The 24,125-nt window shown below is 70.7% G+C and carries 18 protein-coding genes; 7 read left to right on the top strand and 11 right to left on the bottom strand.

Translation table 11 applies throughout. From position 1 onward, the window contains the following. The first annotated feature begins 30 nt into the window (after positions 1-30). Entirely contained in the window at positions 31-603 is a 573-nt protein-coding gene (locus FHG71_RS02190; RefSeq protein WP_139079948.1) for a DUF533 domain-containing protein, read from the top strand. Here the strand turns inward: FHG71_RS02190 and FHG71_RS02195 are convergent. From FHG71_RS02195 to FHG71_RS02205, 3 genes are read right to left on the bottom strand one after another with little or no spacing between them, the layout of a single operon-like run. After that, positions 591-1,025 carry a CBS domain-containing protein gene (locus FHG71_RS02195; protein ID WP_139079949.1) on the bottom strand — a complete coding sequence of 145 codons (435 nt, stop codon included), beginning with the start codon at positions 1,023-1,025 and terminating at the stop codon, positions 591-593. The genes FHG71_RS02190 and FHG71_RS02195 overlap by 13 nt on opposite strands. Continuing rightward, complete coding sequence (locus FHG71_RS02200; RefSeq protein ID WP_139079950.1) at positions 1,022-1,393, bottom strand: response regulator; 372 nt, start codon at positions 1,391-1,393, stop codon at positions 1,022-1,024. The genes FHG71_RS02195 and FHG71_RS02200 overlap by 4 nt, the downstream gene beginning before the upstream one ends. After that, complete coding sequence (locus FHG71_RS02205) at positions 1,371-4,574, bottom strand: response regulator (RefSeq protein ID WP_176559241.1); 3,204 nt, start codon at positions 4,572-4,574, stop codon at positions 1,371-1,373. The genes FHG71_RS02200 and FHG71_RS02205 overlap by 23 nt, the downstream gene beginning before the upstream one ends. A 142-nt stretch (positions 4,575-4,716) precedes the next feature. On the opposite strand from FHG71_RS02205, the gene FHG71_RS02210 reads away from it, so the two are divergent. After that, positions 4,717-5,640, top strand: coding sequence for an NAD(P)/FAD-dependent oxidoreductase (locus tag FHG71_RS02210; RefSeq protein WP_139079952.1), 924 nt, complete (start codon positions 4,717-4,719; stop codon positions 5,638-5,640). A 19-nt stretch (positions 5,641-5,659) separates the two neighbouring features. Here the strand turns inward: FHG71_RS02210 and dxs are convergent, their stop codons facing one another. Further along, the gene (gene dxs / locus FHG71_RS02215; protein WP_139079953.1) at positions 5,660-7,606 is read right to left on the bottom strand and encodes a 1-deoxy-D-xylulose-5-phosphate synthase; all 1,947 of its coding nucleotides are present in this window, start codon (positions 7,604-7,606) and stop codon (positions 5,660-5,662) included. A gap of 480 nt (positions 7,607-8,086) precedes the next feature. Between dxs and FHG71_RS02220 the strand changes: the two genes are divergently transcribed. Together FHG71_RS02220 and FHG71_RS02225 are read left to right on the top strand one after the other, a co-directional pair. After that, entirely contained in the window at positions 8,087-8,515 is a 429-nt protein-coding gene (locus FHG71_RS02220; RefSeq protein ID WP_139079954.1) for a YciI family protein, read from the top strand. A 56-nt stretch (positions 8,516-8,571) separates the two neighbouring features. After that, complete coding sequence (locus tag FHG71_RS02225) at positions 8,572-9,819, top strand: RNA polymerase sigma factor (RefSeq protein WP_139079955.1); 1,248 nt, start codon at positions 8,572-8,574, stop codon at positions 9,817-9,819. Positions 9,820-9,862: 43 nt separating this feature from the next. Here FHG71_RS02225 and FHG71_RS02230 read toward each other — a convergent pair whose 3' ends face one another. The 4 genes from FHG71_RS02230 to FHG71_RS02245 form a co-directional block, all read right to left on the bottom strand. Beyond that, entirely contained in the window at positions 9,863-10,810 is a 948-nt protein-coding gene (locus FHG71_RS02230; protein ID WP_139079956.1) for an ABC transporter substrate-binding protein, read from the bottom strand. 57 nt (positions 10,811-10,867) lie between these two features. After that, positions 10,868-11,872: an ABC transporter permease gene (locus tag FHG71_RS02235; RefSeq protein ID WP_139079957.1), complete on the bottom strand. Its 1,005-nt coding sequence runs from the start codon at positions 11,870-11,872 to the stop codon at positions 10,868-10,870. 10 nt (positions 11,873-11,882) lie between these two features. Continuing rightward, positions 11,883-13,406, bottom strand: coding sequence for a sugar ABC transporter ATP-binding protein (locus FHG71_RS02240; protein ID WP_139079958.1), 1,524 nt, complete (start codon positions 13,404-13,406; stop codon positions 11,883-11,885). Positions 13,407-13,478: 72 nt separating this feature from the next. Next, a complete protein-coding gene (locus tag FHG71_RS02245) occupies positions 13,479-14,264 on the bottom strand; it encodes an SDR family oxidoreductase (RefSeq protein WP_218014006.1) in 786 nt (261 codons plus the stop codon). A gap of 90 nt (positions 14,265-14,354) precedes the next feature. Between FHG71_RS02245 and FHG71_RS02250 the strand changes: the two genes are divergently transcribed. Further along, on the top strand, positions 14,355-15,128 hold the full coding sequence (locus FHG71_RS02250) for an IclR family transcriptional regulator (protein WP_218014007.1): 774 nt from the start codon (positions 14,355-14,357) through the stop codon (positions 15,126-15,128). A gap of 213 nt (positions 15,129-15,341) precedes the next feature. Here the strand turns inward: FHG71_RS02250 and FHG71_RS02255 are convergent, their stop codons facing one another. Next, a complete protein-coding gene (locus FHG71_RS02255; protein ID WP_139079960.1) occupies positions 15,342-16,586 on the bottom strand; it encodes an extracellular catalytic domain type 1 short-chain-length polyhydroxyalkanoate depolymerase in 1,245 nt (414 codons plus the stop codon). Positions 16,587-16,684: 98 nt separating this feature from the next. Further along, positions 16,685-17,104 carry a CopG family transcriptional regulator gene (locus tag FHG71_RS02260; RefSeq protein ID WP_139079961.1) on the bottom strand — a complete coding sequence of 140 codons (420 nt, stop codon included), beginning with the start codon at positions 17,102-17,104 and terminating at the stop codon, positions 16,685-16,687. 923 nt (positions 17,105-18,027) lie between these two features. Between FHG71_RS02260 and FHG71_RS02265 the strand changes: the two genes are divergently transcribed. Together FHG71_RS02265 and FHG71_RS02270 are read left to right on the top strand one after the other, a co-directional pair. Further along, complete coding sequence (locus FHG71_RS02265) at positions 18,028-18,234, top strand: cold-shock protein (RefSeq protein WP_139079962.1); 207 nt, start codon at positions 18,028-18,030, stop codon at positions 18,232-18,234. Positions 18,235-18,537: 303 nt separating this feature from the next. After that, entirely contained in the window at positions 18,538-19,557 is a 1,020-nt protein-coding gene (locus tag FHG71_RS02270) for a fatty acid desaturase (protein ID WP_139079963.1), read from the top strand. A gap of 42 nt (positions 19,558-19,599) precedes the next feature. On the opposite strand, the gene FHG71_RS02275 is transcribed toward FHG71_RS02270, so the two are convergent. Continuing rightward, positions 19,600-24,069: a hypothetical protein gene (locus FHG71_RS02275; protein WP_176559242.1), complete on the bottom strand. Its 4,470-nt coding sequence runs from the start codon at positions 24,067-24,069 to the stop codon at positions 19,600-19,602. Between the last annotated feature and the right edge of the window lie 56 nt (positions 24,070-24,125).

The raw sequence follows: 24,125 nt of genomic DNA on the forward strand, positions 1-24,125 counted from the left end.
CGGGCGGCGCGGGACCGGAGGGGCGGGGGCATGGGCGTGATCGACTGGCTACGGGGGCGCGTGCGCGACCGGGACGGACAGGCCGCGGCGCTGGAGTCAGGGGCGCAGGAGGCGACCGGGGCCCGGCCCGCGCGGCCCGCCTGGGACGCCGGGACGGACCTGCGCCTTGCGGTGACGACCAAGGTCCTGGACGGCTGGCTCGCCAACCGCCGGCAGACGCTGGTGCCGCACACGCTGAACTTCCGGGCGCTGGCGGAGGAGGAGACGGAGCTGCTCCTGGGGCTGATGGCCGCCGCCGCACGGGCGGACGGGGCGGTGGACGCGCGCGAGGCGCGGCAGCTTCCGCAGGCGCTCGCCTTGGCGGGGGCAGGCGAGCCCGAGGCGCGACGGCTGGGGGCGCTGCTGGAGGGAGAGGAGCCGCCGCTCGGGCCGCTGCTGCTGCGGGCGGCGGAGGCGGGGCTGGGCTCGCACGCCTATGCGGCGGCGCTCCTGGCGATCAACCGGCGGGGCCGGGCGAACAGGGCCTTCCTCGACTTCCTTGCGGCGCGGCTCGGGCTTTCGCCCGAGCTGGCGGCCAGCCTGGAGCGGCGCTATCGGGCCTGAGCGGGCGCCTCAGTCAGGCCGCGCAACGCCTCCTGCACCGGGACGCTGTCCACGAGAAGGCGGCGCGCGAGGTCGGCCAGGGTGATCCAGCCCACCACGCGCCCGCCCGCGTCGCGCACGGCGAGGCGGCGGATCGTGTGGGCGGCCATGAGGTCCATGGCGGTCTGCAGGCTGTCGTCCTCGCCGCAGCCGATCACGGGGCGGGTGGCCACGTCGCGCACCGCGACCTGACCCGGATGGAGCCCGCGCGCCACCACGCGGTAGAGGATGTCGCGGTCGGTCACGACGCCGTCGAGGTCCTCGGGGGAGCCCACCGGCAGCGCGCCCACGTCGAGTTCGCCCATGAGCTCGGCCGCCTCGGTCACGGGGGCGTCGGGGGCCACGAACTCGACATGGCGGGCCATGATCTCGCCCACCCTCATGGCGCGGTCCCCAGCGCGGCGTCGATCTGGCCGAGAAGGCGCGAGAAGTCGACGGGCTTGGGATGGTAGTCGTCGCAGCCCGCCGCGATGGCCTTGTCGCGGTCCCCCGCAAGCGCATGGGCGGTCAGCGCGATGATCGGGATCGCGGCCGTCTGCGGGTCGTCCTTGAGCGTGCGGGCCACGGTCCAGCCGTCCATGACCGGCAGGTTCATGTCGAGAAGGATCACCTCGGGCCGGTCCCCGCGCGCGCGGGCGAGCCCGGCTTCGCCATCGTGCGCGAGCGCCACCTCGTGCCCGCGCCGCTGGAGCCTTCGGGACAGGAAGTCCCAGATCTCGGGCGTGTCCTCAACCAGGAGCAGCTTCGCCATTCGTCTCGTCCCCCATTGCCTGTTCCGGCAGCCGGCCTGTCCGCTCGGCTGCGATGCGGCGAAGCTCGTCGCAGAGCTCGTCCACGCTGTCCTCGCCCGTCTGGATCACCTGCCGGACCTGGTCGCGCAGGCGGGCGCGTTCCTCGGGCGGCAGGCCACCTTCCGTCAGGGCGATCACCGGCACCCCTCGCAGCGCCTCGTCCCGCCGCAGGGCCCGCAGGAGCGCGAAGCCTCCGACCTCGGGCATCTCCATGTTGACGAGGAGGAGGTCGGGCGCGCTCTCGGCCATATGGGCACGGGCGGAGTTGGCGTCGGCGGCCTCGGCCACTTTCCAGCCCTGGGCGGCCAGGAGGTCGCGCAGCTCCTCGCGCGTGGCGGGCTCGCCTTCCACGATCAGCGCGAGGCCCGGCCCGGGCTGGCGGCGATGACGGTCCAGCGCGGCCTTGAGGCGCGTCCAGTCGATGGGCTTCGTCAGGTAGTCGGCCGCGCCCAGCGAATAGGCGAGTCCCGTCTCGCGGAACATGGAGATCATGATGACGGGGATCTCGGCCGTGACGGGGTCGGCCTTGAGCGCCGCCAGCACCGCCCAGCCGTCCATGCGCGGCATCATCACGTCGAGGAGGATGGCCGAGGGCCGGAGGTCGCGGGCCAGCGAGAGCCCCGCTTCGCCATCGGCGGCCACGGCGACCGGGAGACCGTCGCGGCCCAGGAACCGGCCCAGGAGATCGCGCATGTGCGGGTCGTCGTCGATGACAAGGATGGGCGCGTCCTCCGTCCTGGTGGCGGGGGCCGGCACGGCCTCGGCCTCCGGAGCCCGCGCATCCGCGGGAAGGGTCAGGGAGAAGGTGGTCCCCTGCCCTTCCGCGCTCTCGACGGCGACGGTGCCCCCCAGCATCCCGGCGAAGGCGCGGGTCAGCGCGAGCCCGAGCCCCGTGCCGCCGAAGCGGCGAGTGGTGGACACGTCGGCCTGCGCGAAGCGCTGGAAGAGGCGGGCCTGCTGTTCGGGCGTCATGCCGATGCCGGTGTCGGCCACGCGAAACACGATCCGGTCGCCTTCGCGCCGGGCGTCCAGGGTGACCTCGCCGCCTTCGGTGAACTTGGCGGCGTTGGACAGGAGGTTGAAGAGGCACTGCCGGAGCTTCACCGGGTCCGAGTGCATCAGGCCGAGGTCGGGCGCGACGCGAGCCGTGAAGCGGTTCGCCTTTCTGGCCATGAGGCTTTCGACGGTGTCGCCGACCTCTCGGGCGACGGCGGCCGGGTCGAAGGTCTCGATGTCCACCTCCATCTTGCCGGCTTCGATCTTGGACAGGTCCAGCACGCCGTTGATGAGCGTCAGCAGGTGCCGGGCGCTCGACTCGATCCGGGCCAGGTCCTCGCGGATGGGCTCGGCCTCGGCCCCGAGGTCGCCGGCCTCCTCGTCCAGGAGCTCGGCATAGCCGATGATGGCCGAAAGCGGCGTGCGCAGCTCGTGGCTCATGTTGGCGATGAACTGGCTCTTGGCGCGGTTCGCGTCCTCGGCGGCCTCCTTGGCGCGGGCGAGGTCCTCCTCGTGGCGCTTGCGCTCGGTCAGGTCCCAGGTGATGCCCAGCGCATAAAGGCTGCGGCCGAAGGGGCGACGCTCCACCCCGCCGCGCGCCACGGCCCAGCGCACCTCGTCCGCGCCGGTCACGACGCGGAACTCCAGGTCGAACTCGCCCTGCGACGCGCGGGCCGCGGCGAAGGCTGCCTCGACCCGCGCGCGGTCGTCGGGATGGATGCGGTCGAAGAAGTCGCGCGCCGGCACGCCGTCCTCGCCTCCGGCCAGGCCGAAGATGGCCTGCACGCCCTCGTCGGCTTCCATCGTCTCGGTCTCGAAGTCCCAGGACCAGGAGCCGATCCGCGCGACCTGGAGCGCGAAGCGCAGCCGCCGCTCGGCGGCGAGGGCGCGGAACTCGGCCCGGCGCTGCTCGGTGATGTCGGTGCTGGTGCCGAACCAGCGCAGGAGGCGCCCCTCGTCGTCGGGAATGGGGACGGCGCGCGACAGGAACCATCGGAAGCGGCCATCCGCCCCGCGCAGGGGGAAGGTGTCCTCCCAGACCTCGCCCGTCGCGATGGCTTGGCGATGGGACTCCTCAACGCGGGCGCGGTGGTCGGCATGCAGGAGGTCGCGCCAGCCCCAGCCTTGGACCAGCTCGGGCGTCGTGCCGGTGTAATCGTACCAGCGTCGGTTGAACCAGGTGATCGCCCCGTCGGGGTCGGCCATCCAGGTGAGCTGGGGCAGGTTCTCGGCCAGGGCGCGGAACTCCTCCTCGCGCGAGCGCAGCGCCTCCTCGGCGCGCCGGCGGCGGAGATACTGGCCGACCTGCTGGCCCAGGGCGGCGGCGCTGTCCAAGAGGTCGTCGTCGACCGGGATCGGTTCGGGAAGGAAGACCTCGATCACGCCGAGGAGGCGTCGGCCTGATCGCAGCGGGATGGCGAGCGCGAAGCGGAGTCCCGCCGCCTCGGCTGCGGCGCGCCGGCCGTCCTCCTCGGGAGCGGCGCAGAGGATCTCGTCCTCCTCCCAGGCCCGCCCCGGCAGGCCGGCCCCGCGCCCGAGCGGCTGCGCGGCCAGCGGGGCTGCGTCGAGGCCGGGGGCGGCCCAGAGCGCCTCGGGGTTCAGGCGCCGCTCGCGGTGGCTCAGGCTCCAGAAGACGGCGGCGCGGGCGTCGAAGGCCCCGCCCACGGCGGCCAGGAGGCGCGGCAGCACCTCCTCGAGGTCGGCCGTCCCCGCGAGCATCCGGCTCACCGTGACCTGCAGCGCCAGGCGGTCCTGTGCGCCTCCCTGACGGGCGAGATCGGCAAAGGTGACGACGCTTCCTTCCCCGGGCAGCGGCCAGGCCGAGTATTCGGCCATGAAGAAGCCGCCGTCCCGGCGCCAGAGCGTCTCGTTGGACAGCCGCACCGGCCGGCCGGCGCGGTTGGCGGCGACCAGCGGGCAGGCCGAGCGCGGATAGGGACAGCCGTCCGGGTGGCTGTGGTGGATGAGGTCGTGCATGTTCCGCCCGAGCACCTCGTCCTCGCGATAGCCCAGGAGGTCGAGCCCGGCCCGGTTTATGAAGGTGCAGCGCCCCTCGCCGTCGATGCGGTAGAGCCCGAGGCCCAGGGCGTCGAGGCTCGCCCGGTCGAGGTCCGGCGGGGCCGGGGTGGAGAGCGTGTCGGGCAAGGGTCGTCCCTCGTCGTGGCGGCCCTCATCGAACGCGGCGCGCGGCCGCCCGTTCCGGGGGGATCGGAACGGGGAACCCTGCGGCACGCGCATGGTTCACCGAAGCGCCCGATTGACGAAACGGAACGGAGATCCACTGCGCATGGCCGAAGCACCTCTCGATTGTGTCATCGTCGGCGGCGGGCCGGCGGGGCTCACCGCCGCGATCTTCCTCGCGCGGTTCGGGCGGCGCTTCGCACTGGTGGACGGGGGCGAGAGTCGGGCCTCGTGGATCCCGCGATCGCACAACCACCCCGCTTTTCCAGGCGGGATCAACGGCATCGAGCTTCTGGAGCGGATGCGGGCGCAGTTGGCGGAGTTCGGCGGCGGGGTGGAGCGCGGCACGGTCACGGCGTTGGGGCGCGAGGAGGACGGGCGGCTGCGGGTCGAGACGGGGGGCGGTCCGCTGGTCGCGCCATTCCTCCTCCTCGCCACGGGCGTGCGCGATAACCTGCCCCCCGTCGAGGACGCCATTGGCCATGTGCAGCGCGGCGCGATCCGGCAATGCCCGATCTGCGACGGCTATGAGGTGCGGGGCAAGCGCGTGGCGGTCCTGGGTCATGGCGCCGCCGCGGCCGGCGAGGCGCTGTTCCTGCGCGGCTACACCGACAACCTGACGCTGGTGACGATGGGCGCGGCGCTGGACCTGCCTGCGGACGACCGGGCGCGGCTGCGCGACGCGGGCATTCGGGTGGTCGAGACGCCGCTGCGCCGGCTCGACTGCGCGCGCGAGCAGGTGCAAGTCTATCTGGAGGACGGGCGGGAGCTGCGCTTCCACACCGCCTACACCGGGCTCGGGGTCGAGCCCCGCACGGACCTCGCGGGGATGCTGGGGGTGGAGCTGACCGAGGATCGCCGCTTCGTGACCGACGCCCATCAGCGGAGCTCGCATCCGGGCGTCTACGCGGCGGGGGACGCGGTGACGGGGCTCAACCAGATCGCGGTCGCCATGGCGCAGGCCGAGGTCGCGGCGGTGGACATCCACAACACCCTGCGCCGGGCCGAGCGGCTGACGCTCTGCCGCTGAGCCCGGCGCGCCGGAGCCGTCAGCCCCGGACCGTGCGGCCCAGGACCTTCAGGCCTAGCGCCTCCAGCACCTTGGCCTCGATGTCCTGAGCCTCAAGGCCGGCCATGGCGTACATCTCGCGCGGGCTGGCCTGGTCGATGAAGCTGTCCGGCAGCGTCATCGAGCGGAACTTCAGGCCCCGGTCGAAGATGCCCTCCTCGGCCAGGAGCTGCGCGACATGGCTGCCGAAGCCGCCGATGGCGCCCTCCTCCAAGGTGACGAGCACCTCGTGCTCGCGCGCCAGCCGCAGGATCAGGTCGCGGTCAAGCGGCTTGGCGAAGCGGGCGTCGGCCACCGTGGGACGGATGCCGCGCGCCTCCAGCGCCTCGGCGGCGCGCAGGGCCTCGTGGAGCCGCGTGCCAAAGGACAGGAGCGCGACGCCCGCGCCTTCGCGCACGACCCGGCCCTGGCCGATGGGCAGCGGCGACGCGGCCCAATCGATCTCCACCCCTACGCCCTCGCCGCGCGGGAAGCGGAAGGCGATGGGGCCGCCGTCATGCGCGGCAGCGGTCGCGACCATGCGGGCGAGCTCCGCCTCGTCGGCGGCGGCCATGACGACGAAGCCCGGGAGGTTTGCGAGGAACGTCACGTCGAAGGCGCCGGCATGGGTCGCCCCGTCCGCGCCCACGAGCCCGGCCCGGTCGATGGCGAAGCGGACGGGAAGCCGCTGGATGGCCACGTCGTGCACGACCTGGTCGTAGCCGCGCTGGAGGAACGTCGAGTAGATCGCGCAGAAGGGCCGGAGGCCCCCCGCCGCGAGACCGGCGGCGAAGGTCACGGCGTGCTGCTCGGCGATGCCGACGTCGAAGCAACGGTCGCTGAAGCGGTCCATGAACTTCGACAGCCCCGTGCCGTCCGGCATGGCGGCCGTGACCGCGACGATGCGGCGGTCGGTCTCGGCCAGCCGCACCAGCGCGTCGGCGAAGACGCCGGTGTAGGAGGGCGCATTGCTGGGCGCCTTGGCCTGCGCGCCCGTCACCACGTCGAAGCGGTTGGTGGCGTGGCCCCTGTCGCGCGCGGCCTCGGCGGGGGCGTAGCCCTTGCCCTTCTGCGTGATCGCGTGGATCAGCACGGGCCCCGTGGCGCGCGCCTTGACCGTGCGCAGCACCGCGAGGAGGCTGTCCATGTCGTGCCCGTCGATGGGGCCCACATAGGAGAAGCCCAGCTCGTCGAAGAGCGTGCCGTGGCCGACGGCGAGATGCTTCAGCGCGTCCTTGGCGCGGCGCGCGCCTTCGCGCAGCGGCGGGGGCAGCAGGCCGGCGGCGGCCTTGGCGGCGGCCTTGAGGTCCTGGAACGGGGCCCCGGAATAGAGGCGCGACAGGTAGGCCGACATGGCGCCCACGGGGGGCGCGATCGACATCTCGTTGTCGTTGAGGATGACGAAGAGCCGCCGGCCCAGGTGGCCCGCGTTGTTGAGCGCCTCGTAGGCCTGCCCGGCGCTGATCGAGCCGTCGCCGATCACCGCGATGCAGTCGCCGATCCCGCAGCCGTCGGGCGGGTCGCCGCCGAGGTCGCGCGCCACGGCATAGCCCAGCGCGGCCGAGATGGAGGTGGAGGAATGCGCCGCCCCGAAGGGGTCGTAGGGGCTTTCGGACCGCTTGGTGAAGCCCGACAGGCCATCCTTCTGGCGCAGGGTGCGGATGCGGTCGCGCCGTCCGGTCAGGATCTTGTGAGGATAGGCTTGGTGGCCCACGTCCCAGACGAGCCGGTCGCGCGGCGTGTCGAAGACCGCGTGGAGCGCGACGGTGAGCTCCACCACCCCCAGCCCCGCGCCGAGATGCCCGCCCGTCACGGAAACGGCCGAGATCGTCTCGGCCCGGAGCTCCTGGGCGAGCTGGTGCAGTTGGGCCTCCGTAAGCCGCTTGAGGTCGCGGGGCTCGCGCACGCGGTCGAGAAGGGGGGTGGAGGGGCGAACCGGATCGGTCATGGGGCGGGGCTCACACTCGGCTACGCTGGAACGGGACGCCGCATCGCGGACGACCATGGCTGTCTGAACGCTGCGCCCGGACAGCGCAAGGTCCTCCCCGGGTCCGCGCAAGACCGAGATAGGGCTTCTGTTGCGGGGCGGAAGGGCGGATCGGGTCGGATGAGGGCCGGCCGGCGCGCGGTCGGGGCTGGGGCGATGGACGGTCGGAGAGGGCGTTCTGCGGCATGGGTCGGCTCCTTTCCCCTTCATGCTGCGGGAGCCGGGTTAACGAAACGTGACACCACCGCGCGGTGGTCCCTCATGTCGCGCAGCACCCCCGGAACTGCGGGAGCGGCCGTTCGCCTGGTCCGGCGCGGGCCTGTGGCCAGGGACAACCCGCCCGGCTCCTGCGTCGCCGGGACCGGCGAAAAAAATCTTGACCCAGGTGTCGGATCTCCGGGTCCCTGTCCGTCAGGAAGGCATCAGCAGAGGAGAGACGACATGCGCGTGATGGTGATGGTGAAGGCCGACAAGCACAGCGAGGCGGGCGAGATGCCCTCGGAGGAGCTGATCGCGGCCATGACGGACTACAACGAGGAGCTGGTGAAGGCCGGGGTGATGGTTTCGGGGGACGGGCTGCAGCCCAGCTCGCGCGGAGTCCGCATCCATTTCGACGGGGCGAACCGCACGGTGATCGACGGCCCCTTCGCCGAGACCAAGGAACTGGTGGCGGGCTTCTGGATCTGGAACGTCGCCTCGATGGAGGAGGCGGTCGAATGGGCCAGGCGCTGCCCCAACCCGCAGATGGGCCCCTCGGACATCGAGATCCGCCCGTTCTTCGAGATGGAGGATTTCGGCGAGGCCATGACGCCCGAGCTGCGCGCGCGCGAGGACCGGCTGCGCGAGGAACTCGAGGCGCGGAACGCCTGACCCGCCCTTGGACGCCGGGTTCGGCCCGGCGCCCCCTTTTGCCCGGAGGCCCCCTGATGACCCTCGACCCGCAGTGGATCGGCCCCGTCCTGGCCACCGCCCGGCCGGCGGCGCTGGGGGTGCTCCTGGGCCATTTCCGCGACCTGGACCTGGCCGAGGAGGCCGTCCAGACCGCCTGCCTGCGGGCATTGAAGAATTGGCCCGAGCGGGGGCCCCCCCGCAACCCGACGGGCTGGCTGGTGACCGTCGGCCGGAACGCGGGGGTCGACGGCCTGCGCAGGCGGACGCGCGAGACTGGTCTGCCCGAGGAGCTGGCGGTCGAAGGCCCCGAGGTCGAGGACGAGATCCAGGCCCGGCGCGAGGAGGCCGACTATGCCGACGACCTCCTGCGGCTTCTCTTCGTCTGCTGCCACCGCGAGCTGCCCCCGGCGCAGCAGGTGGCGCTGGCGCTGCGCGTGGTTTCGGGGCTGGGCGTGCCGCAGATCGCCCGCGCCTTCCTGGTGAGCGAGGCGGCGATGGAGCAGCGCCTGACCCGCGCCAAGCGGGCGGTGACGCAGGCGGGCCTGCCCTTCGAGGCGCCGGGGCCGCTCGCGCGCGAAGAACGGCTGGGGGCGGTTCTGGCCATGGTCTATCTCCTGTTCAACGAAGGCTACACCGCCCCGCAGGAGGCGGCGGTGGCCAAGGGGGCGCTCTGCGACGAGGCGATCCGGCTGGCGCGGCTGCTTCTGCGGATGTTCCCGGAGGAGCCCGAGGTCATGGGTCTGCTGGCGCTGCTGCTGCTCCAGCACGCCCGCGCCGGGGCCCGGTTCGACGCGGAGGGCGGGCCCGTGCTCCTGGAGGAGCAGGACCGTGGCCTGTGGGACCGCGAACGGATCGGCGAGGGACTGGTGCTCGTGGCGCGGGCGTTGCGGCTGCGCCGGCCGGGGCGGTTCCAGGTCGAGGCGGCCATCGCCGCGCTCCACGCCCGCGCGCCCAGCGTCGAGGCGACCGATTGGCCGCAGGTGGCCGCGCTCTACGAGAAGCTCGCGCATCTGGTGCCGTCGCCGGTGGTCGAGCTGAACCGGGCGGTCGCCCTGTCGCGGGTGGAGGGGCCTGGGCCCGCGCTGGCGCACGTCGAGCCGCTGGCCCCCGCTTTGGGCGGGTACTTCTACTTTCATGGGGTCCGGGGCCACCTGCTCCAGCGGCTCGGGCGCGGAGCCGAGGCGCGCGAGGCCTACGGCCGCGCGATCGCGCTGGCCCGGACCGCCGCCGAGGCGGTGCAGATCCGGCGGTATCTCGACCAGCTTGGCGGGCCGCCGGCCTGAGCGCGGGCGGCCGGGACGCATCAGGGCGCCCCGGCCGGGCTCGTCAGTCGTAGAGCACCGCGGCGATCTCGGGCTCTTCCATGTTGGTCGCGTCGTACCAGTAGAAGCCGGTATCGATGACCGGCTCCACCGTCTCGCCCTTGGCGGCGGCCACGGCCGCGCGGACCGTCTCGTAGCCGATGCCGACCGGGTTCTGCGTGATCGCGCCCGCCATCAGGCCGCTGCGGATCGCCTCTTTCTGCTGGGTGCCCGAGTCGAAGCCGATGACGGTGATGTTCTGGGCGTTCATCTCGCGGACGCCGTTGACCACCCCGATGGCCGAGCCTTCGTTCGCGCCGAAGATGCCGTCGAGCTCGGGGTTGCCCGCGAGGATCGACTTGGTCAGCTCGGTCGACTGGAGCTGGTCGCCGCCGCCGTACTGGACGGTGACGATCTCGATGTTCGGATGGGCCTCGGCCATCCGGTTCACGAAGCCGTCCACGCGGTCGATGCCGGTGCGGCTGGTCTGGTCGTGCGCCACGACGGCGACCTGGCCCTCGCCGCCGATCAGCTCGGCCATCTTGTCGGCCGCCAGGGCGGCGGCGGCCAGGTTGTCGGTCGCGGCGGTCGACACGGGGATGTCGCTGTCCACGCCCGAGTCGAAGGCGATGATCGGGATGCTGGCATCCTGCGCCTGCCGCAGCAGCGGGATCGCCGCCTGGCTGTCGAGCGCGGCGAAGCCGATGGCGTCGGGATTGCGGGCCAGCGCCGCCGAGAGCATGTCGATCTGGCGGTCGACCATGGTCTCGTTGTCGGGGCCCTCGAAGGTGACCTCGACGCCCAGTTCCTGGGCGGCCTGGTCGGCCCCGGCCTTCACGGCCTGCCAGAACTGGTGCTGGAAGCCCTTGGAGATAAGCGCGACGGACATCGCGTCCTGTGCGAAGGCGACCGAGCCGGTGGTGGTCAGGGCTAGGGCGCCGAGCGCGCCCAGGGTCGTGCGTCTGGTGAACATGATTCCTCCTCTGGTGTTCACGTGGTCAGGGTCCTGCGGGCCTTGGCGGCCTCTTCTTCAGGCACGGCGCTTGCGCGCCATGTCGGCATAGACGGCCAGGATGATGATGGCCCCGGTCACGACCGTCTGCCATTCCTGCGCGACCGACAGGATGCGCAGGCCGTTGGTCAGCACCGCCATGATCAGCGCGCCGATCAGGGTGCCCAGGATGGTCCCGCGCCCGCCCGCGAGCGAGGTGCCGCCGATCACGACGGCCGCGATGGCCTCCAGTTCGTAGCCCTGCCCCAGCGCCGGCTGGGCCGAGTTCAGGCGCGAGGCGATCAGGAGCCCCGCGATGCCCACGATGCCGCCCGAAAGCGCGTAGATCGCGATCTTCCAGCGATCGGTGTTGACCCCCGACAGGCGCACGCTTTCCTCGTTGGAGCCCAGGGCGAAGCAGTAGCGCCCCAGCACCGTGCGGCCCAGGATGTAGCTGGCGGCGGCGGCCACCACGAAGAGGATCAGCACGCCGTTGGGGATGGGCAGGCCCGGAACCAGCGCGCCGATGAGCGAGCCGTTGGCGATGACGGGAAAGCTGGGCGTGTCGTTGAAGTAGATGGGCTTGGTGCCCGAGATCACCAGCGACAGGCCCTTGAGGATCAGCATCATGCCCAGCGTCGCGATGAAGGGCGGGATCTTGAGCTTGGCGATCGCGGTGCCCGAGCAGAAGCCGCAGAAGGCGCCGGTGGCCAGCGCCGCCACGACGCCGAAGGGCAAGGGCAGCCCCGCATAGGTCAGGACCACACCCGCGATCACGGCGGTGAAGGTCATCAGCGTCCCCACCGACAGGTCGATCCCCCCGGTGATGATGACCAGCGTCGCCGCGATGGCCAGGACCCCGTTCACCGAGGTCGCCTGCAGGATGGCGATGATGTTGGTCATCTGGAGGAAGTTGGGCGAGGCCAGCGAGAAGCCGACCACGAGGACGATGAGGCTCGCGAAGGCCCAGAGCTTCTGGTGCGCGCGCGAGCGCAGGGCCCGTGCGGCGGGCGATGCGGACGAGGCGGTGTCGAGGCTGCTCATTCGTGTCTCCCTATCCGGCGTGGGCGGGCGCCATGACGGCGTCGCGCTGGGTGGCCAGGCGCATGATGTCCTCCTGGGTGGTCCCGGCGCCTCCGGGCAGGATACCGGTCAGGCGGCCTTCGCACATCACGGCGATGCGGTGGCTCAGGCGCAGGATCTCGGGCAGTTCGGAGGAGATCACGATCACCGCCCGCCCCTGCTGGGCGAGGCTGTTGAGGAGGCGGTAGATCTCGCTCTTGGCGCCCACGTCGATGCCGCGGGTGGGCTCGTCGAAGATGAGGATGTCGCAGTCGCGCAGGAGCCACTTGGCGATGACAACCTTCTGCTGGTTGCCCCCCGACAGGAGACGCACCTCCTGCCGGTCCGAGGGCGTGCGGATGCCGAGCTGCTGGATGTAGCCCCGCGCTGTCTGTTCCAGGGCGGCCTCGTCCAGCGTGCCCGTCCGGCCGGCGAACCGGTCGAGGCTCGCCATGCCGACGTTGGCGCGCACGTCCATGCCCAGGGCGAGGCCGAAGCGCTTGCGGTCCTCGGACAGGTAGCCGATGCCCGCCGCGACGGCGTCGACCGGGCTGCGGATGCGGACCGGCCGGCCATGCACCCGGATCTCGCCGGCCTCGAAGGGATCGGCGCCGAAGACGGCCCGCGCGACCTCGGTGCGGCCGGCGCCCATCAGCCCGGCGAAGCCCAGGATCTCGCCCTTGCGGACCGAGAAGCTGACGTCCCGGATCTCGCGCCCGCGGCGCAGGCCCCGGACCTCCAGCGCGACCTCGGCCCCATCCAGGTCCGGGATGCTTACCCCTTCGCTGGACAGCTCGCGTCCGACCATCATGGCGATGATCGTTCCGATGGGCGTCTCGGCGGCCCCCACGGTGCCCACGAAGGCGCCGTCGCGCATCACCGTCACCCGGTCCGAGATGCGCTTGATCTCGTCCATCTTGTGGCTGATGTAGACGACCCCCACGCCCTCGGCCCGGAGCTGGCCGATGATGAGGAAGAGTTCCTCGATCTCGGCGGTGTTCAAGGCGGCGGTGGGCTCGTCCATGATGAGCACGCGCGAGCGGAACGACAGGGCCTTGGCGATCTCGACCATCTGCTGCCGGGCGATGGTCAGGTCGCCCACCAGCGTGGCGGGATCGAGCGACAGGTTCATACGGGCGAAGATCTCGGCTGTCATGCGGTTCAGCGCGGCCTCGTCCAGCCGCCCGAAGCGCTTGCGCGGCTCGCGCCCGATGAAGATGTTCTGCGCGACCGTGAGGTCGTTCATCAGGCTCAGCTCCTGATGGATGATGCCGATGCCGAGCTGCTGCGCCGCGCGGGGCGAGAGGATGGCCTGCGCCCGGCCGTCGATCTCGATGGTGCCGCCGTCGGGCTGGTAGAGGCCCGAGAGGATCTTCATGAGCGTGGACTTGCCTGCGCCGTTCTCGCCCATCAGGGCGTGGACCTCGCCGGCCCGCAGGTCGAAGCGGGCGGACCGGAGGGCATGGACGCCGGGAAAGGATTTCTCGATGGACGTCATCCGGACCAGGTCAGTCATGCCGCAACTCCGAAGGGGTGGGTCGGGAAAGGCCGAAGGGCGTCCGAGCCCTCCGTGTCGTCGGGACACAGTCTAGATCGTGACCCCGCCGTCGACGAGGACGGCCTGCCCGGTCACGAAGCGGCTTTCGGGCGACAGGAGGTAGACCACCATCGGCGCGATGTCGTCGACCGTCGCCAGCCGCCCCATGGGCTGGCGGGCGACGAAGTCCCGCTCGGCCTGCGCGGGATCGGCGGCGGCAGCGATGCGGCCCCGCAGCGAAGGCGTGTCCACCGTGCCGGGGCAGAGCGCGTTGCAGCGCAGGCCCCGCGTCACGAAGTCGGCGGCGACGGCCTTGGTCAGGCCGATCACGGCGGCCTTGCTGGCGCCGTAGCTCGCCCGGTTGGCGAAGCCTTTCACCGAGGAGGCCATGGAGGCCATGTTGACGATCGAGGCCGTTCCCCCGGCCTCGGCCCGCGCGAGCATCCCGGGCAGGAAGGCCCGGATCATCCGCATGGTGGCGGTGACGTTGAGCTGGAAGGCGAAGTCCCAGTCGGCGTCCTCGACCGTGAGGGCGGTGTCCGTGTGAACCACGCCCGCGCAGTTGAATAGGCCGTCGAGCGGGCCGACCTCCTCGGACAGCGCGTGGATGGCTTGGACGTCGGTCACGTCCAGCCCGCGCGTCTCCAGGCCGGGCAGGCCGTCCAGCAGGGTCGGGTCACGGTCCGTCGCGATGACATGGGCCCCCTCGGCGGCGCAGGCGAGCGCGCCGGCGCGGCCAATGCCCTGTCCGGCCGCGGTCACAAGGACCCTTTTCCCTTCCAGGCGCAAGCCCACCCCTCCCTTGGCGTCTTGTTCATTTTTGAATACCCTATCCATATGTGAAAGTCCGTCAAGCGGCGTGACGGGCCCAGGGCAGGTCGGCCCTTGGCCGGACACGCCCGTTCCAGGACGCAGCGGAGCCTTCGGATGACCATGGAGAGATCCCCCGATGCCGCGCCGGACCGCTACCGGGCGCCTGCCCTGGACAAGGGCCTCGACATCCTCGAGCTGCTGGCCGGGCAGTCCGAGGGGCTGACGCGGGCCGAGATCGTCAAGGCCATGGGGCGAAGCCCGTCGGAGATCTACCGGATGCTGGAGCGGCTGGTGGCCCGGAACTTCGTCGCCCGGACAGCCGGAGGCGACCGCTATGCGCTGACCATGAAGCTCTTCGTGCTGGCCATGGGGCATCCGCCGCTGCGCCGGCTCGTGGCGCAGGCGCAGCCGCTGATGGATGCCTTCGCGCGCGAGGCGCTGCAATCGTGTCATCTGGCCGTCCCGGACCAGGGCGCGGCGCTTGTCATCGCCCAGGCCAGCCCCGTCGAGGTCTGGGAGTTCCGGGTCCGGGTCGGGGCCCGGCTCGGCCTGATCGAGACGGGGTCGGGCCAGACCCTGCTGGCCTTCCAGGACCCCGCCCGCCGCGCCGAGACGCTGGCGCTCTGGGGCGCCACCGGGATCGGGACGGAGGTCGCGGCGCTGGAGGACAGGCTGGCCGCCACGCGCGCGCAGGGCTGCCGCATCGGGGAGAGCGGCCAGCTCCTGGGCGTGCAGGACATCTCCGTGCCGGTCCTGACAGCCCGGGGCGAGGCCTTCGCCGTCCTGACATGCCCGTTCATCGGCCGCCCCGCGCCGCACGAAGGAGAGACGGTGCCGCAGGTCGTGGCCCGGCTGCGGACCCTGGCGGCCCAGATCTCGTTCGGGTGAGGCCCTGCGCCACCCGCGCGGGCCGACCGAATCGGCGACGCCGAACGGAGCAGGGACGCCCGCACGCGCGGCGCGCCGAGCCCGATCGGACGGAGCTGATGGCTTCCGTGAGGCGTCAGGGAGCAGGTGGCCTCGGCCTTCTTGTCCGGCGAGCCTGTCCAAGATGCCCGACAGGGCCGGTCGAGGCGCGGGGCCTTCGCTGGACCCTGAAGGTCAGCGGCGGGACGGCCGCGCCGACTCGTGCGTCAGGAAGAAGCGCAGCATCTCGCGGCTTGCGTCGGGGCCGCGCGGGTCCGTGTAGGAGCCGGCCGGACTGCCGCCCGACCAGGCATGGCCGGCGCCGTGCAGGACCCACTGCTCCAGCCTGCCGAGACCGGCCTCGTCGTGGTGGATGGTGCGGGTGAAATCCATCCCGCCGGAGGAGCGCCCGCGGCTGACCTCGATCCGGTGCCGCGTCCCCGCCGTGGCCTGGGCCGCGACCTGATCGCCGTTGACCGGATGGACGGTCCTGTCCCGGTCGCCGTGGAACACGATGGTCGGCGCGCGCTCTCCATCCGGGCGGGCCAGCGGGTCCGGGGTCGCGCCGCCCTGCCTCATCGCCGCGAAGGCCGAGCCCATGTCGCGGGCGGCACCACAAGCCAGGCCAGAGTGGACGCCCACGGCGGCATAAAGGTCGGGATAGGTGGCGGCCATGATAGCCGCCTTGGCGCCCCCGGCGGACAGGCCGGCGACGTAGACGCGCGCGGGGTCGACGGGGTGACGCTCCATGATGGTCCGGGTGATACCGGCGATCAGCGAGGGTTCGCCCCGGTCGCGCTGCTGGTCGGCGGCATTGAACCAGTTCCAGCACCGGGACATATTCGCCGCCTGCGTCTGCGCCGGATAGGCGACAAGGAGGCCGAACTCCTCGGCCAACTCGTTCATCCGCGTCCCGGCGGCAAAATCGTCGGGCGACTGGGTGCAGCCATGCAGCATGACGACCAGCGGCCTCGGGCTGTCGTCGAGGGTGGAAGGAACATAGAGCTTGTAGGGCCGGCTGCCGGCCGCATTGGCGTAGACGTGCTCCTCGAAGCGGGCGCCGTCCGGCTGGCTGGGGGGCTGAGCGGTTCCGAAGGAACCGAACGGCCCTTCCGCCCCGGCACGGAGGTCGCCCAGGCCCGCCAGCCGGTCCCGGAGGCCGCGCAGGATGTTCGGCACGTCACCCGAGGTGCGGGCGGATTCAGGATCGCGCGAGGACGCCGAAGCGAAGGGCGCGGTCCAGGCCCCGCCGGACCCCGCCGACGGCGGCTCCATGTCGATCGGGGGCACGGATGACCGAGCCGTCGGCCCCTTCCCATGTCGGGGCGGCGTGGCAAGTGCCGGGCTGGCGCCCTGCAGGAGGGCCATGGCCTCTTGGAGGCGCCCCTCGCGGGTCAGGCGGGTGGCTTCGGTCATGTCGATCCGGGACAGGCGGGGCATGAGGCAGGCTCCTTCGGGCTCGGGCCGTGGGCCGAGCGGGGACATTCCCTTCGGTGAAGGGGGAAAAGGTCACGGACCCGATTGCCGGGCCCCCGACTTCAGCGGATGCGGTCGGCCAGCGCCGCCTTGATCGCGGGCGGCGCGGAAAGGGCCCCCAGCACATGGATGGAGGCGATGGTTTCTTGCGCCAGTTCGGGAGGCACGTCGGCCGCGATGACGGCCAGGCCGAGCACCTGGATGTGCAGGGTCTCGCCGGCGGCCCTGACCTTCTCGAGGTCGGCGCGGGTGTAATGCCGCAGGCCGAGGTCGAGCTGGTGACGGGCCACCGATTGGCGCACGGCGTCGGTGTGCCGGTCAAGCTGGTTGCGGATGGCCGTGCGGATGAAGTCGGTGCGGTTGGAGTAGAAGCCCTCCCGCACAAGCAGGTCGATCTGGCCCAGGTCGACATAGCCCAGGTTGATCGTGATCTTCTCGCTTTCGGGCAGGCGCGGCCGCAGCTCGCGAACATTGTCCGTCACTTTGCCATCTCCTCACCATCCACTGGGATGGAGATAGGATAGGAGGTGGTGACCGGCAAGGGGCTGCCCAGTGATACGTCGGGCGCTGCATCGGCCTCCAAGGGAGACCCCAGCGCCTCCGGTTCAGTGTCTGCCCCATCTTAGGACTCGGAAGGCGATCACCGCGGGCGCCGGCCCACTGGTCGGGTTTGACAGGCCCATGCCAGATGCTCCTGGCGCGCGATCCTTCGGGAACCCGGACTCCGGCCGTTCGGGCCGGAGGGTTATGATCGCATCCGATTGATCGGCACCGCGCAGGGCATTTCCGAAACCGTCCGCTCACGACCATTGGCGGATGAATGGGCCTTGGCGACCTTTCGCTCGCGGCCGAACTCCCGGTCCGATCGTTCCCAGGCTGGAAGGAGTAATCAGGTCAAGCGACGTCTCGACCTCGGCGTGCGGGTCGAACCGCCCGGCTGACCTTGGCCTGAAGTTGACACGGCCGATGGGGCTCGCCGTCCGTGCGTCCCCGCCTCAGCCGAGGCTGGTCGGCCTTGCCGCTTCCGGCTCGGGCGATTGCTCCCGGCGTGGCATCTCGTCGCATGATCCGTCGAGGACCCGCCATCGTGGCGCCCGCAAAGAGGAGGCCCGGCGACGCCCACAGACATGTGGACGCTGCGGCGCCCCAACGAGGGCCTTTGCCGGAAATCCGCGCAAGTCCCACGCTGGCCACGGAATTACTAGGACACTGAAGCGAGGGGCCACGACATTCCGTCATCCCCGATTCCGCTTGCATTCAAGCCGCTCCGCCCCCATGTGTCCCTTGCGAACGTTGCTATCCCTCGATCCGCTGTCTCCCTCACCGGCTTCAGTTTCTTCGTTGCGACACTGACCGAGCCGGGCTGCCGCACGCTGCGGGCAGCGATCTGACAGGAGACATCACGATGGCCACCGGCACCGTAAAATGGTTCAACGCCACCAAGGGCTTCGGCTTCATCGCCCCCGATGGCGGCAAGAAGGACGTGTTCGTCCACATCTCCGCCGTCGAGCGGGCGGGCCTGACGGGCCTGCGGGATGACCAGAAGGTCACCTTCGACATCGAATCCGGCCGCGACGGCCGTGAATCGGCGACGAACCTTCAACTGGCCTAAGCCAGAACGCCGGTCCGGACACGGACCGCAACGGGCCGCTCCCCTCGTGGCGAGCGGCCTTTTTTCCGCAAGGAACAGCGGCCGCGCGCGGCACCTTCCGTGCAGACAACATCCAGGGGGCCGCTCGGCATGCGGCCCCCCGGAACCGGCCTCGCTCCAAGCCGACCTCGTCTTCGCGAAGTCCGCCTTTCGAGGCGCACAGGAGTGGTCCTGTCCGCTTCGGGCCCCATGTGGCCCAATGGCGCGGCCCCGCGACGACCGGGGACGTGCCTTCGCTCCCCCGATCCCGCCTGGAACCCGCCGATGAGCCCTGAATCGTCCCGCCCGACCGCCGACAGCCACAGCTGGCCCAAGACGCTGGCCCGCTATCACCGGGCGAGCGCCTGGCGCAGCATCTTCGAGATCGTGGTCACGGTGGTGCCCTTCGTCGCGCTATGGGCGCTGACCGCCCTGGCCGTCCTGAACGGCCACTGGTGGGGCCTCGCGCTGACGGTGCCCGCGGCGGGGTTCCTGGTGCGCCTGTTCGTCCTCCAGCACGACTGCGGCCATGGCGCCCTGTTCCCCGGACGTCGGGCGAACGACTGGATCGGGCGGGCGCTCGGGGTCCTCACGCTCACGCCCTACGACTACTGGCGACGCACCCATGCCATTCATCACGCTTCGGCGGGCAATCTCGACAAGCGCGGAATCGGGGACATCCTCACCCTGACCGTTGCCGAGTACCGCGCCCTTACATGGGGAGGCCGGGTCCGCTATCGCATGTACCGCCATCCGCTGGTGATGTTCGGGCTTGGGCCCGCCTATCTCTTCATCTGCCAGCATCGGCTGCCCATCGGCCTGATGCGGGCCGGCGTGCAGCCCTGGGCCTCCACGCTGGCCACGAGCTTCGCCTTCGCCGTGCCGACGGCGGCCCTGATGTGGTGGATGGGCGTGGTTCCTTTCCTGCTGGTGCAGGTGCCGATCACGCTGATGGCCGCGACGGCCGGGGTCTGGCTCTTCTACGTCCAGCACCAGTTCGACGAGACGCACTGGTCCAGGCCCCCGGACTGGAACTTCCAGCACGCCGCCCTGCACGGCAGCTCGCACTACGATCTGCCCGCGGTGCTGCACTGGTTCACCGGCAACATCGGCATCCACCACGTCCATCACCTGTCGAGCAGGGTGCCGTTCTACCGCCTGCCGCAGGTCCTGGAGGACCACCCGGAGCTTCGCGACATCGGGCGCATCACCCTGATGGAGAGCTTCCGGGGCGTGAAGCTGGTCCTGTGGGACGAGCACGCGCGACGCCTGGTCTCGTTCCGGGAGGCGCAGGCCACGGGCTAGGCCGCGCCCCGTTTTCCCTGCCTCGGTTTCCGAAGCCCCGCGTCACAGGAGGAAGTCCTGCGCGGTGATGTTGCCGGCGAGCTGGGCGCCGACCAGCCGGATGGTCTGGCCGGGGTCGCCGCCGATGGTGACGAGGATGTCCGCGCCAAGATCGGCGATCTGCACCTGCGAGCCGAAGGTCGCGGCCGAAAGGTCGAAGGCAGTGAGGTCGAGGAGGTCCTGGCCGCCGGTCGGGTTGAAGTCGAACGAGTTCACCACGTCATTGCCGAACCCGTCGGCGAAGACGAAGACGTCGTTCCCCGAGGCCGCATTGAGGATGTCGTTGCCCGCCTCGCCAGCGACGCGGTCGTTGCCCGTCTGGCCGTCCAGATTATCGTCGCCGCCGCCGCCGGAAAGGGTGTCGTTCCCGCCGCTGCCGCGGATGGTGTTGCTCAGGTCCGAGCCGGTGAGGACGTTGACCAAGCTGTTGCCTGTGCCGTTCACGGCCCCGACGAGGATCAGGTCCTCTAGGTTGGCGGCGAGGCTGTAGCTGGCCGAGCTGACGACGGTGTCGCGTCCCGCGCCCACGGCCTCGATGATCGCTTCGGTGGCGATCTCGATGACATAGGTGTCATCCCCGGCGCCCCCGATCAGCCGGTCCCTCCCTAAACCGCCATCCAGCAAGTCGTTGCCGCCGCCTCCGGTCAGGGTATTGATCAAGGCGTTGCCCGTTCCGGTGAAGTTGCCCGAGCCGATGAAGGTCAGGTGGTCGACATTCGCCACACCTGCGAGGCTGAAGGCCGCCAGCAAGGTGCGCACGGTGTCGACTCCGGCCCCGGCCACCTCGACGACGGTGTCGGCCGCATTATCCACCACGTAGGTGTCGTTGCCGCCAAGGCCGGCGAGAACGTCTGCGCCGCTGCCGCCGTCCAGGGTGTTGGCGCCACCATTGCCGGTGATCGCGTTGTCGAGCGCATTGCCGGTGCCGGTCAGGGATGCCCCGCCGGTCAGGACCAGGTTCTCCACGTTGGCGGCCAGCTCGACGCTGATCGCGCTGCGCACGGTGTCGGTTCCGCCGGCCGCGTCTTCGACCACCTGATCCCCGGCTTGGGCGACGATATAGGTGTCGTCACCGCTGCCGCCCTCCATCCGGTCGTCGCCGGTTCCGCCGTCCAGCGAGTCGGCCCCATCCTGGCCGGCCAAGAGGTCGTTGCCGGCCCCACCCGTCAAGGTGTCGGCGCCAGCCCCGCCCGTGAGGGCGTTGTCCAGGGCGTTTCCAGTCCCTGAAAAGCCGGCCGTGCCCAGGTAGGTCAGGTTCTCGACATTGATCATGCCGTTGGTGCTGATGTTGAGGGCCGCCCGCGAGGTGCGGATCTCGTCCACCCCCGCGTTCAGGGCCTCGTCGGCGCGGTCGCCGATGTTGTCGACGTGGTAGATGTCGTTCCCGAGGCCGCCATTCATGATGTCGGCGCCTACAAGGCCGTCCAGCACGTTGTCGCCGTCGTTGCCGCTGATCCGGTTGGCGAATCCGTTCCCGATCCCCCGGAGGTTGGCCGCCCCGGTAAGGACCAGGTTGTCGAGGTAAGTGCCGAGCGTGTAGTCCGCATCGACCTCGACGGTGTCGATGCCCTGGCCGGCGATCTCGGTGATCGTGTCGTCGGCCGAGTCCGAACCGCTCAGCACGTAGACGTCGTCCCCGAGGCCGCCGATGAGCTCGTCGACGCCTGCGCCCCCCGTCAGCCGGTCGGCGCCGCCCGCGCCGGTCAGACGGTCGCTACCCGCGTTGCCGTCCAGGCGGTCGTCGCCCGCACCCCCGTCCAGCGCGTCATTGCCGCCGTTCCCGACGAGGAGGTCGTTTCCTCCCAGGCCGTTCATCTGGTCGCTGCCCGAGCCGCCGAGCAGGATGTCGTTTCCCGCCGTGCCGTTGAGAACGCCGGTGCTCGCCAGGACGTTCACGGCCACGTTCTTGGTGCCGACGGCGTTGAAGCCGACGATCAGGTCGCCGTCGGTCGCGATGCGGGCCGTGTCGGCCCCCGTGACCGACACCCGCTGATCGGTCTCGCCCTTCATGTCGATGTGGACGTCGCTGCGGCCGACAAGGGTGAAGCCGAGCGCGGTTCCATCGCCCGTTACTGAGATCAGTTCGTTGCGCTGGCCGATGTGGTTGATGTGGGTGACATCCGCGGGGGTCGGGCCGAGGCTGACCTTGAACGTGCCGCCCGACCTGGGAAGGAACACGGAATCGTCGTCGTAGGCGTACCAGCCTTCGACGCTCGCGATCCTGCCTTCCTTTCCCATGTCGAGCGCGAAGTGCCCGGAACTGGCGCTGCCGACCGTGGCGGTGACCACGTCGCCGGATCGCGAGGTGACGAGGGTGCTCGACGCGAAGCTCCGGATGCGGGCCGCCAGGTCCGCCCCGGTGACGAACTCGGCCCCGTCCGCGGCCGCCCGGCCGATCAGGGTCTCGAACATCGCGAGCGTGTAGGTGATGTCCGGGTTGCCGTCTTCCCAGTTCGTCGGACCATAGTCGTGCCAGGGAAAGGAGATGATCGGCGCCGTTCCGTTCTTGGTGATGCTCTCGTATTCCTTGAGCCAGTATTCGGTCGCCTGCTCGGGCGTCATCCGTTTGAACCCGATCAGCGAGAAGTCGAAGCTCATGTTCGGGGCGAGGTAGACCTGGCTGGTCTCGCCCGGCGTCACGAAGCCGAAGGCGCCCGGATAGCCGGCGCCGATGCCGGAATAGCCCCCCGACAGGTAGTCGTAGTACTTGATGATCTCGCGCGTGGTGTCGATGCTCTCGGGCGCGCCGGGCACCGCCGCGCCGACCACGTCGAGGCCGAGCCTGGCCTCGATGATGAGCTTCGAGGTCTCGAACTGGAAGCGGTAGGACTTGAAGAGCAGGTCCTGCTCGGCCGGCGTCAGGGTCCAGGGATCGACGGCGTCCGGGTTGCGCGGATCCACCCGCTGGACCAGCGCCAGGATCTCGGGCGTGTCGGGCAGGAGAAGGTTCGTGTCCTCCGGGTGGGTGTAGGAATGGGAACCGATCTCGCTCTCGAGCGCCAGGATGCGGTCGTAGTAGGGCTTCGACACCGCCCAGTCGGTGGTCTGGTCCGGCGGGTTGGCCCCGACGTTGATGTAGTAGGACCCCACGAAGCCCCAGTCCTGGTACCACTTCTCGATGATCGGCAGCATCGCGTCGTAGATGCCGGGCTCTAGGACGCTGACGTCGAAGGTTTCCTGCGACTGGTCCATGTCGTTGCGCGCATAGAAGATCGACGATCCGCGCGTCATCGCCAGCGACACGTCGGGCGTGGTCCGGCCCGCTGCCCAGTCGATGGCCTCGCCCAGGATGTTGTTGTTGCCGAGGATGGCGTCGGTGGCGAAATGGACGTTGCGCCCCCTGAGTTCGTTGGCGATCACGGCGTCCCGCGTGATCTGGCCGCCGGTCGCGTCGGTAAGCACCTGGTCGAACAGCGTCCGGCCCGCCCCTGTCAGATCCCTGAAGTCGAGGTAGGAGGCGTTGGTGTACTGGCCGACGACCTGCCCCTGCGCGTAGCCGTCCAGAATCGGATGGGTCTCGCCGTTCGCGAGCAGCCGGATGCCCTGCGTCTGCCCGAAGTCCTCGAGGGTGACTCCCAGGAGGGATTTCATGCGCGCATAGGAGTCGCCGGCCAGCGCGGCTCCCGTCTCGCTGTTGGTCAGGAAGTTGCCGGCGACGATCAGGCCCAGCCCGTAGGCGTTCTGCGCCGCCGCGAGGCTGGCCGCGATCGCGTCGGCCTGGCTCGCCTTGACGTGGCTGAAGCCGGGGAACACCAGCGCATCGTACTTGGCGAGGTTCGCGGGATCGCTGAGGTCGGCTTCGGTCAGGAGATCGAAGGGAATGCCGGCCTGCATCGCCTGGTTCTGGGCCGCCATGAACAACTGGCCGTAGTTCGTGATGTTGTAGTAGTTGGCCGCCGTGGTCTCGGAATACACGATCCCGATCCGGACCTGCGGATCGCCGGTCGCGGGCAGTTCCGGCTGGACCACGAAGTTCCCGGGATAGGGGTCGGGCAGGAAAGTCTGGTTGTTCACGTCGGCGAAGACGCGGATCGCACGCGGGCCGCCATTCAGAAGGGACGCTGGCAGTTCCACTTCGAGCACCGACCCGTCCGGGGCGACGGCGAAGGTGAGGGGCGCGACCAGGGTCTCGCCCGCGGCGCCGGTGTAGAGCCCGGCGAAAAGCTGGCCGTCGGCTCCAAGGCTGAAATCGATGTTGTATTCCGTCCCGTAGGCCCCGAAGACCTTGTACCCGGTGTCGAGGTTCAGGTCGGTGTCGAGCCAGAAGGTGGTGCCGGGCCCGATCGCGCCGGCCGTGGGCACAAGCTCGCTCTCGATCGCCAGCACGAAGCGGTCGCCCGAGGCCGCCGGCTCGGCGGCGCCATACAGCCGGTAGCCGGGGGTGTCGCCGGGCGCGCTGTCATGAAGCAGGTCCGCCGCGGGCCACTCCTCGGCTCCGAGCACGCCGTCGATGATGGTGATGACAGTCGACATGGCGGCTCTCCCCCGAAGCATGCCTCCCAGCGACAGTCCCCCAAGGGGATCGGACG

This window comes from Rubellimicrobium roseum (assembly GCF_006152145.1).
Classification (GTDB): domain Bacteria; phylum Pseudomonadota; class Alphaproteobacteria; order Rhodobacterales; family Rhodobacteraceae; genus Rubellimicrobium; species Rubellimicrobium roseum.

Excerpts from the sequence above, each read along its gene's own strand:
- FHG71_RS02195 (WP_139079949.1), bottom strand. The coding sequence starts at position 1,025 with ATGAGGGTGGGCGAGATCATGGCCCGCCATGTCGAGTTCGTGGCCCCC.
- FHG71_RS02250 (WP_218014007.1), top strand. The coding sequence starts at position 14,355 with ATGACCATGGAGAGATCCCCCGATGCCGCGCCGGACCGCTACCGGGCG.
- FHG71_RS02245 (WP_218014006.1), bottom strand. The coding sequence starts at position 14,264 with ATGGATAGGGTATTCAAAAATGAACAAGACGCCAAGGGAGGGGTGGGC.
- FHG71_RS02265 (WP_139079962.1), top strand. The coding sequence starts at position 18,028 with ATGGCCACCGGCACCGTAAAATGGTTCAACGCCACCAAGGGCTTCGGC.
- FHG71_RS02225 (WP_139079955.1), top strand. The coding sequence starts at position 8,572 with ATGACCCTCGACCCGCAGTGGATCGGCCCCGTCCTGGCCACCGCCCGG.
- FHG71_RS02255 (WP_139079960.1), bottom strand. The coding sequence starts at position 16,586 with ATGCCCCGCCTGTCCCGGATCGACATGACCGAAGCCACCCGCCTGACC.
- FHG71_RS02190 (WP_139079948.1), top strand. The coding sequence starts at position 31 with ATGGGCGTGATCGACTGGCTACGGGGGCGCGTGCGCGACCGGGACGGA.
- FHG71_RS02210 (WP_139079952.1), top strand. The coding sequence starts at position 4,717 with ATGGCCGAAGCACCTCTCGATTGTGTCATCGTCGGCGGCGGGCCGGCG.
- FHG71_RS02220 (WP_139079954.1), top strand. The coding sequence starts at position 8,087 with ATGCGCGTGATGGTGATGGTGAAGGCCGACAAGCACAGCGAGGCGGGC.
- FHG71_RS02200 (WP_139079950.1), bottom strand. The coding sequence starts at position 1,393 with ATGGCGAAGCTGCTCCTGGTTGAGGACACGCCCGAGATCTGGGACTTC.
- FHG71_RS02235 (WP_139079957.1), bottom strand. The coding sequence starts at position 11,872 with ATGAGCAGCCTCGACACCGCCTCGTCCGCATCGCCCGCCGCACGGGCC.
- FHG71_RS02230 (WP_139079956.1), bottom strand. The coding sequence starts at position 10,810 with ATGTTCACCAGACGCACGACCCTGGGCGCGCTCGGCGCCCTAGCCCTG.
- FHG71_RS02270 (WP_139079963.1), top strand. The coding sequence starts at position 18,538 with ATGAGCCCTGAATCGTCCCGCCCGACCGCCGACAGCCACAGCTGGCCC.
- dxs (WP_139079953.1), bottom strand. The coding sequence starts at position 7,606 with ATGACCGATCCGGTTCGCCCCTCCACCCCCCTTCTCGACCGCGTGCGC.
- FHG71_RS02240 (WP_139079958.1), bottom strand. The coding sequence starts at position 13,406 with ATGACTGACCTGGTCCGGATGACGTCCATCGAGAAATCCTTTCCCGGC.
- FHG71_RS02275 (WP_176559242.1), bottom strand. The coding sequence starts at position 24,069 with ATGTCGACTGTCATCACCATCATCGACGGCGTGCTCGGAGCCGAGGAG.